This window comes from Amycolatopsis speibonae (genome assembly GCF_042647925.1).
Lineage (GTDB): Bacteria > Actinomycetota > Actinomycetes > Mycobacteriales > Pseudonocardiaceae > Amycolatopsis > Amycolatopsis speibonae.
On sequence record NZ_JBHRWK010000015.1, the window covers coordinates 35441 to 52805 of the forward strand.

11 protein-coding genes are annotated in these 17365 nt (G+C 68.7%); 6 read left to right on the plus strand and 5 right to left on the minus strand.

What is annotated here, in order from left to right; translation table 11 throughout:
- The first annotated feature begins 65 nt into the window (after positions 1–65).
- On the plus strand, positions 66–392 hold the full coding sequence (locus ACFOSH_RS12065; protein WP_378238873.1) for a rhodanese-like domain-containing protein: 327 nt from the start codon (positions 66–68) through the stop codon (positions 390–392).
- A gap of 3 nt (positions 393–395) precedes the next feature.
- On the opposite strand, the gene ACFOSH_RS12070 is transcribed toward ACFOSH_RS12065, so the two are convergent.
- Positions 396–1064: a maleylpyruvate isomerase family mycothiol-dependent enzyme gene (locus ACFOSH_RS12070; RefSeq protein WP_378238874.1), complete on the minus strand. Its 669-nt coding sequence runs from the start codon at positions 1062–1064 to the stop codon at positions 396–398.
- A gap of 113 nt (positions 1065–1177) precedes the next feature.
- Between ACFOSH_RS12070 and ACFOSH_RS12075 the strand changes: the two genes are divergently transcribed.
- Positions 1178–1594: a RidA family protein gene (locus ACFOSH_RS12075; RefSeq protein WP_378238875.1), complete on the plus strand. Its 417-nt coding sequence runs from the start codon at positions 1178–1180 to the stop codon at positions 1592–1594.
- Entirely contained in the window at positions 1591–1770 is a 180-nt protein-coding gene (locus ACFOSH_RS12080; protein WP_378238876.1) for a hypothetical protein, read from the plus strand. The genes ACFOSH_RS12075 and ACFOSH_RS12080 overlap by 4 nt, the downstream gene beginning before the upstream one ends.
- A 6-nt stretch (positions 1771–1776) precedes the next feature.
- On the opposite strand, the gene ACFOSH_RS12085 is transcribed toward ACFOSH_RS12080, so the two are convergent.
- The gene (locus ACFOSH_RS12085; protein ID WP_378238877.1) at positions 1777–8145 is read right to left on the minus strand and encodes a DUF7927 domain-containing protein; all 6369 of its coding nucleotides are present in this window, start codon (positions 8143–8145) and stop codon (positions 1777–1779) included.
- A gap of 215 nt (positions 8146–8360) precedes the next feature.
- Between ACFOSH_RS12085 and ACFOSH_RS12090 the strand changes: the two genes are divergently transcribed.
- On the plus strand, positions 8361–9311 hold the full coding sequence (locus tag ACFOSH_RS12090; protein ID WP_378238878.1) for a hypothetical protein: 951 nt from the start codon (positions 8361–8363) through the stop codon (positions 9309–9311).
- A gap of 278 nt (positions 9312–9589) precedes the next feature.
- Here the strand turns inward: ACFOSH_RS12090 and ACFOSH_RS12095 are convergent, their stop codons facing one another.
- The 3 genes from ACFOSH_RS12095 to ACFOSH_RS12105 form a co-directional block, all read right to left on the minus strand.
- Positions 9590–11122 carry a S8 family serine peptidase gene (locus ACFOSH_RS12095; RefSeq protein ID WP_378238879.1) on the minus strand — a complete coding sequence of 511 codons (1533 nt, stop codon included), beginning with the start codon at positions 11120–11122 and terminating at the stop codon, positions 9590–9592.
- Between the two features lie 27 nt (positions 11123–11149).
- Positions 11150–12607 carry a trypsin-like serine protease gene (locus tag ACFOSH_RS12100; protein ID WP_378238880.1) on the minus strand — a complete coding sequence of 486 codons (1458 nt, stop codon included), beginning with the start codon at positions 12605–12607 and terminating at the stop codon, positions 11150–11152.
- A 172-nt stretch (positions 12608–12779) separates the two neighbouring features.
- Positions 12780–15620, minus strand: coding sequence for a helix-turn-helix transcriptional regulator (locus ACFOSH_RS12105; protein WP_378238881.1), 2841 nt, complete (start codon positions 15618–15620; stop codon positions 12780–12782).
- 373 nt (positions 15621–15993) lie between these two features.
- On the opposite strand from ACFOSH_RS12105, the gene ACFOSH_RS12110 reads away from it, so the two are divergent.
- A complete protein-coding gene (locus tag ACFOSH_RS12110) occupies positions 15994–16584 on the plus strand; it encodes a papain-like cysteine protease family protein (protein WP_378238882.1) in 591 nt (196 codons plus the stop codon).
- A 4-nt stretch (positions 16585–16588) separates the two neighbouring features.
- The gene (locus ACFOSH_RS12115) at positions 16589–17341 is read left to right on the plus strand and encodes a hypothetical protein (RefSeq protein ID WP_378238884.1); all 753 of its coding nucleotides are present in this window, start codon (positions 16589–16591) and stop codon (positions 17339–17341) included.
- Positions 17342–17365: the final 24 nt, after the last annotated feature.

Sequence of the window (17365 nt, forward strand, 5' to 3'; positions counted from 1 at the left end):
GACTGCGGTCCGCTATGGTCGTGAGGCACATGCGGACTATAGTCCGATTAACCGGAGGTAGCGACATGACCGCACTCATCACCCGTGACGAGCTGAAGGCCGCGATCGAGGCGAAGACGGTGACAGTGATCGACGCGCTGGGTGGCGAGTACTACGCCAAGCAGCATCTGCCCGGCGCCGCTCCCCTGATCCTCGCCGACGTCGACGCGCGGGCAGCGACCCTACTGCCCGATCGCGGCGCCGCGATCGTCACCTACTGCTCGAACCCCGCGTGCCCGAACAGCGGGCAGGTCGCCGACCGGCTCACCGCCCTCGGCTACACCGACGTCCGCAAGTACCGGGAGGGCATCGAAGACTGGGCCGACGCGGGCCTGCCCCTCGAGCAGGGCTGATAGTCAGTCCTGCGACGGCACCCGTTGCCGCAGGATGGAGACCCCGTCGCCACTGAGGTCCGCCAGGTACGCCGCCCGTCCGGTCATCGCCATGATCAGCGCCAGGGTCGTACCCGAAACGAGCGGCCCGGACCCGACCGCGAAGGGACCATCGGTCGCTTCGAGCCGCAGCCCGCCGATACGCCCTTTCGCCATCACCACCATGTCGGCGCCCTGGTAGTACCCGGCCAGCGCGGTGAGGACGGTGATCGGGTAGTCCCGGCGGAGGCCGAGCGGGCGGCGGATGTCCTCGGCGTGCACGATCGCCTCGCCGAGCATCGCCATCTTCGGCAGCGGCGGTTTCGTCGTACTGCTGACGACACGGCGGAACCGCTCCAGCGTCTCGGCGCCGTCCTCACCCAGCTGTTCGGCCAGTCGCAGCGCGACCTGCCTGTCGAAATCGAACCGGCAGCGGATCACCCCGGCGAACCACCGAGCCGGCGTGAGACTCGCCCCCGCGGTGAGGTGCGCCAGCACCTCGCGCACCGTCAGCCCTGCGCACAGCGATGGCGTTTCCCACCGCTCTTCGGCGATCCCCGTGAGGTCGTTCGCCAGGGCCGCCCGCTCGGTGCGGATCAGCGGCCAGACCCCGGTCGTGGCGCGATCGCGCGCCTTCTGTCCTGAATCCGTCATCCGGAGTCCCTTCGGTCATCGTCCTTCGAAGGGGAGACTCCCGTCGCGGTACGGAATCATCGGTCCTCGATAATCGGCGGCGAAGCACGCCGTGCACCGAGAAATGGGGACCGATGATCGAGCGCTGGAATCCGGAGACCGTGGCGGCACCGATCGGGCCGTACAGCCATCTGGTCCGCGTACCCGCCGATCACGAACTCGTCGTCGTGTCCGGTCAGGTCGGCATGCTGCCCGACGGCGAACTGGCCGGGCCCGACGCCGAGTCCCAGACCCGCGCGTTGCTCGCCAACCTCGAACGGCTGCTCGAAGCCGCGGGCGCCGGGCCGGAACACCTGGTCAAGATCTTCAGCATGCTGTCCGGCACCGAGCACCTCGACGGTTTCCGCACGGCGACGCGCGAGACCTTCTCCCGCTGGTACCCGGAAGCGGACTGGCCCGCCCAGTCGCTGATCGTCGTGGCCGCGCTGGCGCGCCCGGAACTCGTCGTCGAGGTCGAAGCGCTGGTCGCGGCGCCTAAGCTCGTCTCATGACGATGGGAACGGCGTTGCTCTTCATCGGTGGCGGAGCGCTCCTGGTCGTCTCGCTCCTCCTCACCGTCGGGATGCTGCTGGGCCGCCGGGTCCGGCGCGGCAGGAAGCAGGGCCGCTATCCCTACCGCGCCAAGCCCGGCAGCTACGACAACTCGTCGATGGGCAATCCGCACTGAGCCCGGTCAGGACTCCCGGCGCCTCCGTCCGGCGAGGAGCAGCAGGGCGCCGATGGCCAGCATGCCCAGCGCCAGGATCGACATGGTCTTCACCGGCGAACCGGTGACAGCCAGGCCCGGCGGGCGCGGGGTGGGCGGCTGCGGGTTCGGCTGGTCCGGCGGCTGCGGAGTCGGCGGCACCCGGGTGTCGGTCCCGCAGTCGGGGTTCGCCGAGCCCGGCGGGCAGTTGCCGCCCGGGGTCTCGGACGTGACCACGTTGCGCAGACGGTGGTCACCGGTCGCCGGCTTCCGCACTGTGACGGCATAGGTGACGGTGGCCTTCTCCCCCGGCTTGAGCTCGCCCTTCCAGGTGAGCTTGGGCACGGAGTAGGTGACCGTTCCCGTACTGGCCTTCGCGGTGCCGTCGAAGGTGGCGTCGTCCAGCACCTGGCTCAGGTCGTCGGTGAACGTCGCATCGTCCACAGTGGCCTGTCCGGTGTTCTCCACCGTGACGGTGAACGTGACGACCTCGCCCGGTTTGGCCTCCGTCCTGTCGACCGTCTTCTTGATCTTCAGGCTGGACAACGGCGTCGTCGTACCGCACTTCGGATCCTTGCTGCCCGGCGGGCAGTTTCCACCCGGGGTGTCGGTGGTGATCACGTTGGCGAGTTTGCCGTCGCCGTCGGTCTTGGTCACCTTGACGCTGTAGGTGACCGTCGCCGTCTGCCCGATCTCCAGGTCACCGGTCCAGGTCAGCTTCGGTTCCTCGTAGGTCACCGCACCGATCGTCGCCGCACCGTCCTTCTGGAACACGGCGTCGTCGAGGACCTCGGTGAGGTCGTCGGTGAACGTCGCGCCGTCGAGCTTCGTCTTGCCGGTGTTGCGCACCGTCACCGTGTACTTGACGACGTCGCCCGGGTTCGCCGTGGCCTTGTCCGCCTTCTTCTCCAGCGAGATGCCGGGCACCGGGGTGACCGTCGAACACGCCGGATCGCCGGACTGCGGCGGGCAGGTGCCCGGGGTGTTGGTGCTGACGGTGTTCCGCAGTTCGTGATCGCCGGTGACCGGGTTCTTCACCTTCACCGAGTACTTCAGCGTGGTCGACGCCCCCACCGGGAGATCGCCGGTCCACACCAGGTTCGGCGCGGTGAAGGCGAACGTCCCGGCGACCGGGGCCGCCGCGGCGTCGCCGGAGTAGTCGGCGTCGTCCAGCACCTCGGACAGGTCGTCCGTGACCCGTGCGGCGTCCTCGCCGACCAGGTCGACCTTGCCGGTGTTGGCGACGGTCACGGTGTAAGTGACGACGTCGCCCGGGTTCGCTGTCTGCTTGTCCGAGGTCTTCTTGACCGTCAGTTCGCGGGACGGCACGTCCGCGACACAGTTCGGGTCGGTCGAACCCGGCGGGCAGTTGTTGCCCGGCGTCTCCGACGTCACCACATTGGACAGTTTCTTGTCGCCGGTGTCCGGGTTCTTGATCTTGACCGTGTAGGTGATGGTCGAGGTCTGCCCGATGCCGAGGTCACCGGTCCACGTCAGTTTCGGTGCCGCGTACGAGACTCCGCCGATGGTCGCCGCGCCGTCGTTCTGGTAGTCCGCGTCGTCCAGGACCTCGGTCATGTCGTCGGTGAAGGTCGCGCCGTCCTGCTTGGTCTGCCCGGTGTTGGTGACGGTGATCGTGTACTTCACCGTGTCACCGGGATCGACCGACTTCTTGTCGGCGGTCTTCTTGATGAGCAGCCCGGAAACCGGTGTGGTCGTGCCGCACTTGGGGTCCGTCGAGCCCGGAGGGCAGTTCCCGCCCGGCGTCTCCGACGTCACCACGTTGATGAGCTTGTCGTCCCCGGAGTTCGGATTCTTCACCTTGACCGAGTAGGTCACCGTGGCCGTGTCGCCGATACCGAGGTCGCCGGTCCACGTCAGTTCCGGCTCCGCGTAGGACACCGTGCCGATGGTCGCGGCACCGTCGTTCTGGTAGTCCGCGTCGTCGAGGACCCGGGTCAGGTCATCGGTGAACGTCGCACCGGATAGCTTGGTCTGCCCGGTGTTCTTGACCGTGACGGTGTACTTCACGACATCGCCAGGGTTCGCCGACTGCTTGTCGACAGCCTTCTCGATCTTCAGCCCCGAAACCGGAGTGGTCGTACCGCACTTCGGGTCTGTCGAGCCCGGCGGACAGTTCCCGCCCGGCGTCTCCGAGGTCACCGCGTTGGTGAGCTTGTTGTCGCCCGTGTTCGGGCTCTTCACCTTGACTGTGTAGGTGACCGTGGCCGTGTCGCCGACACCGAGGTCACCGGTCCACGTCAGCTTCGGCGCCGCGAACGACACCGCACCGATCGTCGCGGCACCGTCGTTCTGATAGTCCGCGTCGTCGAGAACCTGCGCCAGGTCATCCGTGAAGGTCGCACCGGAGATCTTGGTCTGCCCCGTGTTGGTCACCGTGACCGTGTACTTCACGACATCGCCCGGATTCGCCGAGGCCTTGTCGACCGACTTCTCGATCTTCAAGCCGGACACCGGAGTGGTCGTACCGCACTTCGGATCCGTCGAACCCGGCGGGCAGTTACCGCCCGGCGTTTCAGAGGTGACGGTGTTGATCAGCTTGTTGTCGCCGGGAGCGGGGTTCTTGACCTTGACCGTGTAGGTGACCGTGGCCGCGGCACCGACATCGAGGTCGCCGGTCCAGGTCAGCTTGGGCTCCGCATAGGACACCGCACCGATCGTCGCCGCACCGTCGTTCTGATAGTCCGCGTCGTCGAGAACCTGCGCCAGGTCATCCGTGAAAGTCGCACCGGAGATCTTGGTCTGCCCCGTGTTGGTCACCGTGACCGTGTACTTCACGACGTCACCGGGGTTCGCCGACTGCTTGTCGACCGACTTCTCGATCTTCAGACCCGAAACCGGAGTCGTGGTGCCACACTTCGGATCGCTTGAACCCGGCGGGCAGTTCCCACCCGGGGTCTCCGACGTCACCACGTTGGTGAGCTTGTTGTCGCCTGAGTTCGGATTCTTGACCTTGACGGTGTACGTGACCGTGGAGGTGGCACCGATTTCGAGGTCACCGGTCCACGTCAACTTCGGCGAAGCAAACGACACCGCGCCGATCGTCGCCGTGCCGTCGTTCTGGTAGTCGGCGTCGTCGAGAACCTGCGTCAGGTCATCGGTGAACGTCGCTCCCGCCAGCTTGGTCTGGCCGGTGTTGGTGACCGTGACGGTGTATTTGACGACATCGCCCGGGTTCGCGGCCTGCTTGTCGACAGCCTTTTCGATCTTCAGACCCGAAACCGGTGTGGTGGTACCGCACTTCGGGTCCGTCGAGCCCGGCGGGCAGTTCCCACCCGGCGTGTCCGAAGTGACCACATTGGACAACTTGTTGTCACCGGTGTTGGGGCTCTTCACCTTCACCGTGTACGTGACCGTCGAGGTGGCACCGATCTCAAGGTCACCGGTCCACGTCAACTTCGGCGAAGCGAACGACACCGCACCGACAGTCGCCACACCATCGTTCTGGTAATCCGCGTCATCCAGGACCTGCGTCAGATCATCGGTGAACGTCGCACCGGAGATCTCGGTCTGGCCGGTGTTCGTGACGGTCACCGTGTACTTCACGACGTCACCAGGGTTCGCCGACTGCTTGTCGACCACCTTCTCGATCTTGAAACCCGACACCGGCGTGGTGGTGCCACACTTCGGATCCGTCGAACCCGGCGGACAGTTTCCGCCCGGCGTTTCCGACGACACCGTGTTCTTGAGCTTGTTGTCGCCCGTGTTCGGGCTCTTGACCTTGACCGTGTAGGTCACCGTGGACGTCTCGCCGACGCCGAGATCGCCGGTCCACGTCAGCTTCGGCGAAGCGAAGGACACCGCACCTATGGTCGCGGCACCGTCGTTCCGGTAGTCCGCGTCGTCGAGGACCTGCGTCAGATCGTCCGTGAACGTCGCACCGGTCAACTTCGTCTGCCCGGTGTTCCGCACGGTCACCGTGTACTTCACCGTGTCGCCCGGGTTCGCGGACGCTTTGTCGACCGTCTTCTCGATCAACAGACCCGAGACCGGCGTCGTGGTGCCACACTTCGGATCCGTCGAACCCGGAGGGCAGTTCCCGCCTGGAGTCTCCGACGTCACCACGTTCTTCAACCGGTTGTCGCCGGTGTTGGGGTTCTTCACCTTGACCGTGTAGGTGAACTCCGCGCTCTTCCCCGCCGCGAGTGTGCCGGTCCACGTCAGCTTCGGCTCCGCATACGTCACGGCACCGGGCGACGCGGTGGCGTCGTTCTGGTAGACCGCGTCGTCCAGCACGCCGGTCAGATCGTCGACGACCTTGAGATCCGCCGCGGTCACCTTTCCGGTGTTGGCGACCTTGACCGTGTAGCGCACGGTGTCACCGGGGTTGGCGGACTCCTTGTCCGCGGTCTTCGTCACCGTGTACGACGGCGGGGGCACCTTGGTCTTCGCGCACGCCGCGGCCGGATCGTCCGGGCAGCGGTTGTCGGGCGGGACGACCGGCGGCGGTCCGATCGGCACGGTCGCGCGGTTCACCAGTTCCTTGCCGATGGCGGCTTCGTCGACCTTCACGCGCACGGTCAGCGTGGCTGTCTCCCCGATGGCGAGGCCGTTCACGGCCCAGTCGATCGGCCCCGTTCCGGACGCCGTGCCCTTCGAAGGAGCGGACGACACGTAAGTCGTGCCCGGCGGCAGGGTGTCGCGCACCGTGAGCGCGGGCACGGGGATCACGCCGGTGTTCCGCAGGGTCACCCGGTAGGTCAGGGTGTCCCCCGGGATCGCCTCGGCGAGGTCGACCGACTTCGTCAGCTGGTACCCGGGCGAGGCGACCGTGTTCCGCACCGTGTTCGAGGTGCGCTCCTGCGGACGGCCGGTGTCCTCACCGCGGAAGGTCAGCTTGCCGGTGTTGTCGAGTTTGGTGCCGTCCGGCACCGAGGCGCCGACCTTGACCTTGAAGGCGACCTTCTGCGACTGCCCTGGCTTCAGGTTCCGCAGGGTGCAGGTCACCACCTGCCCGGCGGCCGAACAGTCCGGATTGGACCCGGCCACGAAGGTGACGCCGTCCGGCAGCGTGTCGGTGAGCACCACGTTCGTCGCCGTGTCGAGGTCGGTGGTGGTGCCGTCGGCGTGCCGGTTGGCGACGTCGAAGGTGTAGGTGACGTCGCCGCCCTTGGTGACGTAGCCGGGCGGAGCGTCGTTCGTGGTGCCGGCCGGGTCGTTGGCCTTGGTGATCTGCAAGTCCGGTTCGAGCGCGTCGGTGACGAGCCAGACCACCTGCGGGTACAGCGCGTCACCGGTGGTGCCGATCTTCATCTGGAGCGCGCTGGTGCCCGCGGGGACCTTCCCGGTGATGTCGACACTGCGGGCGTCGTACCCGACGTTGTTCACCGGATTGGGATTGCGTGTGGTGACGTTCGCGCCCGAGCCGTTGGCCGCGACTTTGTCGATCCGGCTGCTGAACGCGTTGTTCGTCACCGGGCCCGCGGGTCCGGGCAGGGAAATGTCCTGAAGGCTGCTCGCGTTCGGACCGACCTGGAGGTAGTCACCCGAGATGGGCGCGTCGCCGTCGCCGGCCACGATCCCCAGTTCGACGTTCGGCTGGCGTGACGTCGGAGCCTTGATGCCGCTCAGCGCGATGGTCGACGAGGTCGGCGCGCCACCGCCCGCGACCCGCTGCAGACCGTCCCACACCTGGAGGTAGCGCAGCGGTTCGCTGGGGAGTTCGTAGGCCACCACCAGCGACCAGCCGCCCCAGCAGCCCAGGTTGGTCCCGCTGATCGACTGGCCCTGACAGGCCTGGATGTCGGCGACGGTGTACTGGCCCACTCCGGCCTTGGTCACCGCGTCGGTCACGTCGGCCGCGCCGCCGTAGGTGTACGGGACCGGGAAGCCGGACGTCGCCAGCGCGGGGAACCAGTCGTAGGTGTCGGCGGTGATCCGCTGGTAGCTGCTCGATCCCGGGGTCTTCAGCGAGACCTGGTTGCCCAGGGAGCCGTCACCGGAGGTCCCGCTGGAGGCGACCGGGTTGAACTGCCAGTACAGCCGGGCGTTGAGCAGCTTCGCCCCGGCCGGGACGGACAGGTTCGCCGCGGAGGCGGTGTTGCCGGGCGCGGCCGGGTCGGTCTTGATCCACGACACCGGGCTCGCGTTGCTCGCGGACTCGTTGCAGACCACGCCGACACCACACTGCACGACCGAGTTGGCGGCCATCGTGATACCGCCGTGCGCCAGCCCGGAGTACACCGGTTCCGGCCCGATCGGCCGTTCGGTGCCCGCTCCGCGCGGCTGCGTCTGGGCGTTCGCGGGCAGCGGGGCACCCATCAGGAGGGCCACGACGATCACCGTGAGCAGCGCTGTGCCCCGGCGCCACCGATTTCGCCCACGCCGTTCCGCCATGCCGCCTCCGCCTCACCCCCTCGCTTCCGTCGGCCCAGGTCAGGACGGCGGGGACAGCGAGTCCGATAGACGGTCATCCTGTGTCGGCAAGATCGTCGACGGCAACCGGTACCGGCGGTGTCCCCTGGATAGAACCCGTTGAGTGGCCCCGAAACCCCCGGACGGGTGATACACCGTCCACAACGGACGGAAAACGGGGAGGGTGGCGTTTCGGCGTGAAAACTGCCATCGTCGAACGCGTGATCGATCTTCCTTACGACGGCTCCGGCCCCTATTGTTACGCCCATTCCCTCGCGATGATGATGGGCTCCGAAGCACCGGGAATCGGTGTGCTCGAAACCGTGACAGGCAGCCCTTTCGGCATGCAGCTGGTCGGCGGTTCGATGCCGTTCTTCGACGCGTTCGGCTGGGATCCCGACATCGGCATCGGCGAAGCGCTCGACGTCCTCGGCTGGCGTGCGGAAACCGTGAGCGAACCGGATCCGGGCACCGCGTTCGCCCGGCTCGCCGAAAGCCTGGCCGACGGTCCGGTCCTGATCGGGCCGGTCGAGATGGGGCACCTGCGCCACCAGCCGGGGATGACCGGCCCGATCGGTGCCGACCACTTCCTGGTCGCGCTCGCCGCGGACGGCGAGTCCGTCACCGCCCACGATCCGCAGGGCTACCCGTACGCGCGGATCCCGAGGACGGATTTCGCCGCCGCCTGGCGTGCCGACACCGTCGACTACGGCAAGCCCCACACGATGCGAACCAACTTCGTCCGGCACACCGTCGTCGACGAGGAGGCCGCGATCGTCGCGTCACTCCCCCGGGCGATCAAGCGGCTGAGCGGCGAGCACGGCGCCGGACTCCCGCCGGGCAGCCTCGGCAACGCCGACGCGGCGCTCGCGCTGGCCGCGCGGATCGAGGCCGGATGCGACCCGGAACTGCGCGGGTCGCTCATGCACTTCGCGGTCCGCGTCGGCGCCCGAAGGCTCTCCGACGCGGCTGTGTGCGTGCGCCGGGTCGGCCACGGCGAAGCGGCCGCCGTCCTCACCACGCAGGCACGGCTGGTCGGCTCACTGCAGTACGACCTCGTCGTCGAGGACGACGCGCGCGCCGCCAGGACGCTCCGGACACTGGCCCCGACCTATGCAGAACTCCGGCGGGCCCTCAGGTCATCCTGACGATCTCGCGCACGATCACCTCGGACAACCCGCTCCCGCCGAGCCCGCCGGACACCACGGTGACCGGGATGTCCCCGAGGCGCACGACCGGCCCGGACACGCGCTGCCGGAGTCCTTCACGGACTTGGGGCACGTATTGGACGGCGACGGTGGAGGATTCGGGATGTTCAACGTCCCGAATCCTCCACCGTCACCCACGCAGGCATCCAGCGCGACGAACTGGTCCGCGTTTAGTCCTCTGAATGCGCACGCGAAGACACCGGCGAGTCTCAAGGGCTTCAGAAGGTGACGGTGAACCCGTCGATGCTGCCGGTGTCGAACCGATAGACGTCCTGCGCGCTCAGCTTCCAGGTGCCGTTGGCCGCCTCACCGGAGGCGTCGACCGTGAAGGTCCGGTGCACGCCATCGGCCGAGCCGACACCGCCGGAACCCTGGAGGCGGTAAGCCTTGCCGCTCGGCCCGATCAGGTCGAGGACGAGGTCCGCGCTGTAGGTGTGCGAGACGTCCACCTTGACCGGCAGCGACGCGGAAGCCTTGCCGTCGCAGCCTTCCTGGGTCACCGAGCTGGTCACCGCCGCCCCGGCGTCCGGGATGGACACCGGTGTGGTGTTCGACTTGGCCCCGCATTTCGGGCCGGGGCCGCCGCTGCCGATGAACGAGACGTTCAGCAGTTTGTCCGGCGAACCGCTGCCCGCGTTCTTGATGACGCCCGCGGTCGCGCCGTTCACCAGCGCGTCCTGGACCTGTCGCGGGGTGGCGCCCGGGTTGGCCGACAGGTAGAGCGCGGCCGCGCCGACGACGTGCGGCGTCGCCATCGAGGTCCCGCTCATGCCCGCGGAGCCGCCGTTGCTCGGGCTCAGCGACGTGATGTTCGTGCCGGGCGCGAAGATGTCGGTGCAGCTGCCGTAGTTCGAGAACGAAGACCGGTTGTCACTGGAGTCCGAAGCGTTGACCGTGATCGCTTCGGGCACCCGGGCCGGGCTGGTGTTGCAGGCGTCGGTGGAGGCGTTGCCCGCCGCCACGCCGTAGACGACACCCGAGGCGATCGACCGCTTGAGCGCGTCGTCACCGACACCGGGGGCGTCCATGGTCAGGCTCATGTTCGCCACCGCGGGCTTCTGCGCGTTGGCCGTCACCCAGTCGACGGCGTCGATGATGCCCGAGTCCGGCCCGGTGTTGTCGCAGCCCAGGACCTTCAACCCGACGATCTTGACCTTCTTCGCGACGCCGTAGGTCTTGCTGCCGAGGGTGCCGGCGGTATGGCTGCCGTGGCCGTTGCAGTCCTTGCCGTCGCCACCCATGAAGTCCTTGCCGAGGCTGGCGCGGCCTTCGTACTCGGGGTTCGACGGGTTGATACCGCTGTCGATGTCGTAGGCGGTGACGCCGCTGCCCTCGTTGGGATAGGCGTAGGCCTTGTCCAGCGGGAGATTCTTCTGGTCGACCCGGTCCAGCCCCCAGGTCGGGTTCTGCTGGGTGCCGGTGCCGCGTGCGGTGCCGTCTTCGTAGACCGCCTTGACCGAAGGATCCGCGGCCAGCTTCCGTGCCTCGGCCGGGGTCATGCTCTTGGCCGAGAAGCCGCGGATGGTCGCGGTCCAGACCGAGCGGACCTCGCCGCCGTACCGCTTCGCCAGATCGGCCGACGCCGTCTGCCCGGCCGCGGCGACGTCGTGGAGGACGACGATGTACTGGTCGCCGTAGTGCTCCTTGGCAGGGATCACCGAGCCTTCGGCGGCGACGGCCGTTCCGGCACCGAGCGCGAGCAGTGGGCTCAGCAAACCGAGTGCCAGCAGGGTTTTCGTCTTGTCACGCATGGATGGTCACCTCTGTTTCGGCGAAGATCACTGGACGGTGAGGGTGTACGTGGTGGTCGCGGTCTTGCCGCCGCTGTCCTTGGCGGTCACCGTGACCGGGTACGTGCCCGCCTTGAACGGCGCGAAGACCTGCATGGTCGACGTGCCGCCGCTGGCCACGCTCTGCGGCGAGAACATCGGGTTGAGCGGCAGCCCGGAACCACTGGCGGACAACGTGATCGAGCCGCTGCCGCCGGTCGCGGTGACGGTGGCGCTCACCAGCGAACCGGCGCGGCCGGAGCCGGCCGACGGGTTCACGGTCACGTTCAGGTCGCCGGTGGGAGGTTCACCCGCACCGGCGGTGAGGGTGAGCCCGGCGGTGGCCGTCTCGGCCGTGCCCTTCCCGGAAATCGTGACCTGGTAAGCCTTTTCCGAGGTCCCGGCGGCGGTCTCGATGGTCAGTTTCGCCACCTCGCCCGCCTTGATCGTGGCGGGCTGGAACGTGGCCTTGGCACCCTCGGGCAGCCCCGACGCCGAGAGCGTGATGTTCTCGGCACCGTTCTTGCCCGGTTTGCTCGTCACACTCGCCGACACGTACTTCCCGGGCAGGACCTTCACCGACGAGGGCGACGCGGCGAGGGTGAAGGCGTCACCCGGCTGCTCGCCGCCGATCTGCTCGGCGACCCAGTCCCCCATCTCGTTGTTGAGCCTGCTGTAGACGCTGTACCAGCGGAAGTCGCTGCGGCTCCACGAGGTGATCCCGACGACCTTCCCGTTGACGACGAACGGGCCGCCGCTGTCACCGGGCAGGACGGTCTTGCGGCCGTCGGAGTATCCGGCGCAGATCATCGTCTTCGGGTCGACGCCGTTCTCCACGCCGGTGCACTGGCTCGCGTTGACGATCGGCAGCGTCAGCTTGTGCAGCGTGACGTCCTGGGTGGAGTCGTTGATGTCCTTCTTGCCGTAGCCGAGGCTGAACCCGTCCTTTCCGGGCGTTTCCAAGCCGGTGTCGGCTGAGGTGGCGACCTTCGCGTAGCCACCGGGCGGGACCGGGATGTCCCCGTCGACGGTGATCACCGCGACGTCGTAACCGTTCCAGGGCTGGGTGAACCTGGGGTGGAGCCGGTAGTCGACGGCCTTCAGCTGGGTGCCGCCCGCGCCCTTGAGGTCGTCCAGTCCATAAAGGACGCTCTTCTCGCCCGCGAGTTCCTTGCAGTGCGCCGCGACCATCACCTTCCGTGGCGCGATGACGGAACCGGAGCAGCTCTGCCCCTTCGGTCGCGAGCCGCCTTCACGCAGGGCGGCGATGACGTACGGGTAGTCCTTGACCGACGCCGGTGAGCCGCCGATGCTCTGGCCGTGGACGCCGCCCGACGGCAAGGGCGCGACGTCGGTCGGGGCGATGGCGCGGGAAGGGACGGCCGGTGCCGCGAGGGCGATGCCCGCCGCCGGTGCCAGTGCGGCCATGGTCAGGGCGACCACGCCGAAGATCCGTTTTCTGCTCACGGTGATTCCTTTCGGGAAAATCGCGAATGCCGGACAACTGTCGGTCGGCGACGGAAACGGAACAATAGTGGAGCGCGGCGATCGTTCCACTATTTAAAAAAACCGCCTCTCACCTGCGGTTTCTCGCGACATACCCAGCGAATCGCCGAATACGGACCCCTAGGGAATGGCGTCAGGCGGTTTTGGAACCCTCACCGGTCGCGTCACGGAGCAGGTCATCGGTCAGGACGGTCCGCGAGGGCAGCCCCAGTTTGCGCAGTGCCCGTCCGATGTGGATCTCGACCGTCCGCGGCGAGAGGAACAGCCGCTCGCCGATCTCCCGGTTGGTGAGGTTCCGGGCGGCCAGCCGGGCGACCTCGAGTTCCCTCGGCGACAACGCTTCGCCGTAGCCCTTGCGGCCACGCCGGGGCATCTCCGGATCGCATCGCCGCAGTGACCGGCGGCAGCGGAGCGCGTCGACGGCGGCGCCGAGACTCGCGTACGTCGTCTCCGCCGCGGTGAAGGAGGCGACGGCACGTTCCCGCTCCCCGGCTTCGGAGAAGCATCCGGCCGCGAGTTCGTCGGCGTAGGCGGCGAAATACGGGAACGGCAGCGCGCGGTAGGCCCGGGCGGCGCCGAGCAGCAGATCGCCGGCCGCGAGCGTCTCGCCGCGCGCCTGGGTGAGCATCCCCCGGCACAGCAGCGCCGACGCGTTGGCGACCGGTGTGTCCTTGCCGTCGATGCCCTGCCGGTACTCCGCGAGCAACTCTCTCGCCTCGACGTGCTGCCCCAGCCCGAGCATGGTGCGCACGGCGAACGGCATCAGTTCGGCCGCCCAGACCCAGTTGTTCTTGCGGCGCACGGTTTCCAGGCCGTACTCGGCCAGGCGCCGGGCGGCCTGCAGATCCTTGCCCGCCTGGTGGACGGCGACACGGCCCGCGTACGCCGAAGCCTGCACCGGGACACTGCCCGCGGAAAGCGCGAACGCCGCGTCGAAACTGCGCAGTGCCGCCGTCGGCCGGTGCTGCCCGTACTCGTACCAGCCGAGCACGAGCAGCGGCTCCGCGGCGAGTGAACTGTCCTTGTCGACCCGCGTCAGCATCGCCCGCGCCTTCTCGGCGACACTCGCCCATTCCCCCATCGCGAGGTCCAGCCGCAGTTCCGTGCCGTCGGCCAGCGCGTCGAGATAGGGCTGGTGGTCGTCGCGGATCAGCCGCCGCGCGGTCGCGAGATAGGCCCGCGCGACCGGGTAGTGCCCGTTCCACGCCACCGCGTCGGCCAGGTTGATGTAGGTGCGGGCGACCTGTCGGCAGACCTCGGCCGACTCCGGCGCCCGTGGCAGGTCGGCGATGTCGTCCCACGCCTCCGGATCGGCGATCTGCATCCGCGCCGAGAGCCGGTTGGCGGCGATCGCGGCGAGCAGCCCGGCGTCGTGCTCCCCCTTGCTCACCTGTTCGGCCTCGTCGAGCCAGCGGAGGTTCTCCTCCACCGGGACCGTCCCGATATGCGGCAGCGCCAGGGTGACCAGTCCCCTGGCGAGCAAGGCCTGCCGCCTGCCGAGGTCGGCCGCGCCCAGCTCGATCTCGAGCCTGCCCGCCTCGACCTTGCCCACCTGGTTGATCAGCACCTGACCGAGGTGGACCCGGATCTCGCCCCGCGCGGCCTTGCTCAGCGGCCATTCGCGCAGGATCTCCCGCAGCAGCCGGACCGTGCCTGCGTGGGCGATGCTGCGCGGCAGTTCCCTGCCGAGCCGGACGGCGAACGATTCGCGCGCGGTCCGCGGCAGGTCCGTGTCCCGCAGGGCCGCTTCGAGCAGACGGCTCGCCTCCTCGGTCCGGCCGTCTTCGATGGCGTTGTCGACCGCGACCCCGGTCCACTGTGTCCACGCGGCGAGATCACCCGCAAGCCGCGCGTGACGGGCGATGAGCGACGCGAAGGGTTCGGCGCCGGAGGCGAGCCGGGCGGAGGCGCGTCCGTGCATCGCGCACCGCTGAGGCCCGGGCAGCAACGCGTAGACCGCTTCGGCGATCAGCGGGCTCCCCGAGACATACCGGCCTCGGCCGAGGTCCCGCAGCAGTCCCGCTTCCACGGCTTCGGTGACAGCGCCGGAGATCTCCCCGGACGACGGGGCCGCGACCGCGCCCAGATCCGGTTCCCCGGCGGGCGACCCCAGCACGGCGGTCGCGCGGACGACGTCACGCGCGGCCGGGCCGAGCGCCGCCATCAGTCCGGCGACCCGGCTCCGCACGATCGGCGGCACGGTCGCCGACGCCAGCCTGTCCGCCGACAGCGCCTCCGCCGTGTCGCCGACGCTCTGGACCAAAGCCGTCAGGTCGACGGCGATCCCGGACGTCCGCCGGTGCGCCGCTTCGGCGAAATCCGGCGCGCAGCGGCCGAAGGACGCGTCCAGCAGCGTCCGCACCTGGGCCGCGGTGAACGCCGGGAGCGAGAGCCGCGCGGCGGTTTCACGCAGCGGCGGGAATCGCCGGGGGCCGCCCGTCTCCGCACTGACGACAACACTCAGCGGCGACACGGGGGACGCCGCGAGCCCGCGCAGGAACTCCCACGTGTCGTCGTCGGCGGAGTGGACGTCGTCGAGCACCAGCACCGCCGGACCGCAGCCGGTCAGGACTTCGCGCACGGCACGGAACTCCTGCTGCCGGACGGTGTCGGCGTCCACGTTCTCCGGGAACGGCGGCAGCCACGGCGACCATTCGGGGATCAGCCGTCGCAGGACGCCGGTCACCGGGGAGAAGCCCGCCGCGTGGGCGGCGGCCACGTCGCTCTTCCCGAGCAGCGCGTCGACCAACGGCGCGAGCCGGCACGGCCGCGCGAAGGAACCGCAGCGGGCGGACCAGACCACGCGCGACGCGATCCCGGGATGGGCGGCCAGTTCTTCGAGCAGACGGCTCCGGCCCACACCCGGTTCGCCCTCGACGACGGCGACCGACGGCGGGCTCGAAGCGACGCGCACCAGTTCGGCCAATTCGGTGTCGCGGGCCACGAACACCGGTGCCGCACCGATCGTCGGCATGCTCGGGACCATACCGATAGGACACCCGCCGAAAGGCGGGAACACGAACAGTGACCACGGGCCGCACGCTTTCCGCTGGTCCACACCACCGGAGTTACGGCGTTAACTCGATCGGGCGACGCCGACCTGCGCTACGCGAACGCCCGCATCGGCAATACGGACCCTTAGGTATTGCCGCGAACCTTGCCACGGGTACCCCCGGAGGGTGAATCTCAGTCTGTTCGCAGTACCCCTCTGTTACCGCGTCACAGCGCAAGTCCCTGCTCGCGCCGGTCGGTCACCCAGTCGGGTAGCCGAAGTCCCCACCAGTCTCTTCCGGGCAGCCGCCCGCGCGTGCTTCACGTTCGACCATCCAGTTAGGAGTGTCCCGACGGTGAAGACCTCATTCAGGCGTGGGCTGGCCACGGCCTGCGCCGGTGTCGCCGCGCTGGTCGCCCTGCAGGCGCCCGCCTCCGCGGCTCCCGCGATCACGGCGGCCAGCACGATCCCGATCAAGATGCAGGCTCAGGAGAAGAGCAACTGGTGCTGGGACGCCAGTGGCAACACCATCGCCGCTTACTTCGGGCACTCGATCTCCCAGACGAAGTTCTGCCAGGTCGCGCACAACGAGTCCGGTTCGGACTGTGCGAACAACCAGGGCTACCTGAGCGATCAGCAGCGTGTGTTCCGCTGGCTCGGGTTCAGCAACGTCGGCAGCTACAGCTCCTCCGGCCAGACGCTGAGCTTCGCCTCCATCAAGAGCCAGGTCGACGCGCGACAGCCGATCGGCACCCGGATCGGCTGGAACAACGGCGGCGGGCACATGCACGTGCTCTACGGCTACGACAACACCAATGGCGCGACGACGGTCTACTACGGCGACCCGTGGGGCTCGAGCCCCCGGTACAACCAGATGAGCTACAACGCCTATCGGTCCAACAACTCGTTCACCTGGACCCACACCGTCTACGGGATCAAGGACTGAAACCATGAAGCGAACCTTCCTCGGCGCCACGATCCTCGCCCTCGGACTGTCATTGGCACTGGGTGGCCAGGCGTCCGCCGCCGACGCCCCCGGCGGCGCGCCCACCGCCGCCGACCTCGCCGCGGTGTCCACAGTGGTCACCAGTGACGCGACCACCCAGCGGCTCGCCAAGGCGGTGTTCCCCGGCGCGGCCAAGGCGGACACGGCCCTCGCCGCCAGAACCGCCAAGGCCGATACGCGGACGCCGGTGGCGGTCTACCAGCCGACAGCGGCCTTCATCGCCGGAACCTCGGCCGTCCCCGCCGAACTCGCCTACGTCGCCACCCCCGCCACCCTGGGCAACGGCGACGCGGCGACGGTGTGGTCGCAGCGTGAGGGCTCGGGCTGGTCGGTCTACAACGTCGCCTCGGGTGACGTCGAAAAGCGCCTCGCGGCGCAGGCAGGCAAGGGCTACCTCCTGAGCGAACCTCAGGCGGGCGCCTGGTACGCGGTCGACGGGGACACCGTGACCGTCCTTGACGGCTCGTCGGTGGCGAAGACCGGCGAGAAGCTGACACTCGCCGCCTACCGTGAGGCTCTGCAGAGCCGCTACGGCGACAAGCTGCCCGGCTCGACCTACGACCGCACCGGTGCCGCCGGTGGTTACGGTGCCGCCCCGGTGGGCGACACCTCGGTGCCGTGGTGGCCGTACGCCCTCGGCGCGGTCTTCCTCGCCGCGGCGGGCGCGGCCGTCACCCTGCGGCTCCGCAAGCAGTAAAGCCAAGGGGTGCCGGGATCACGC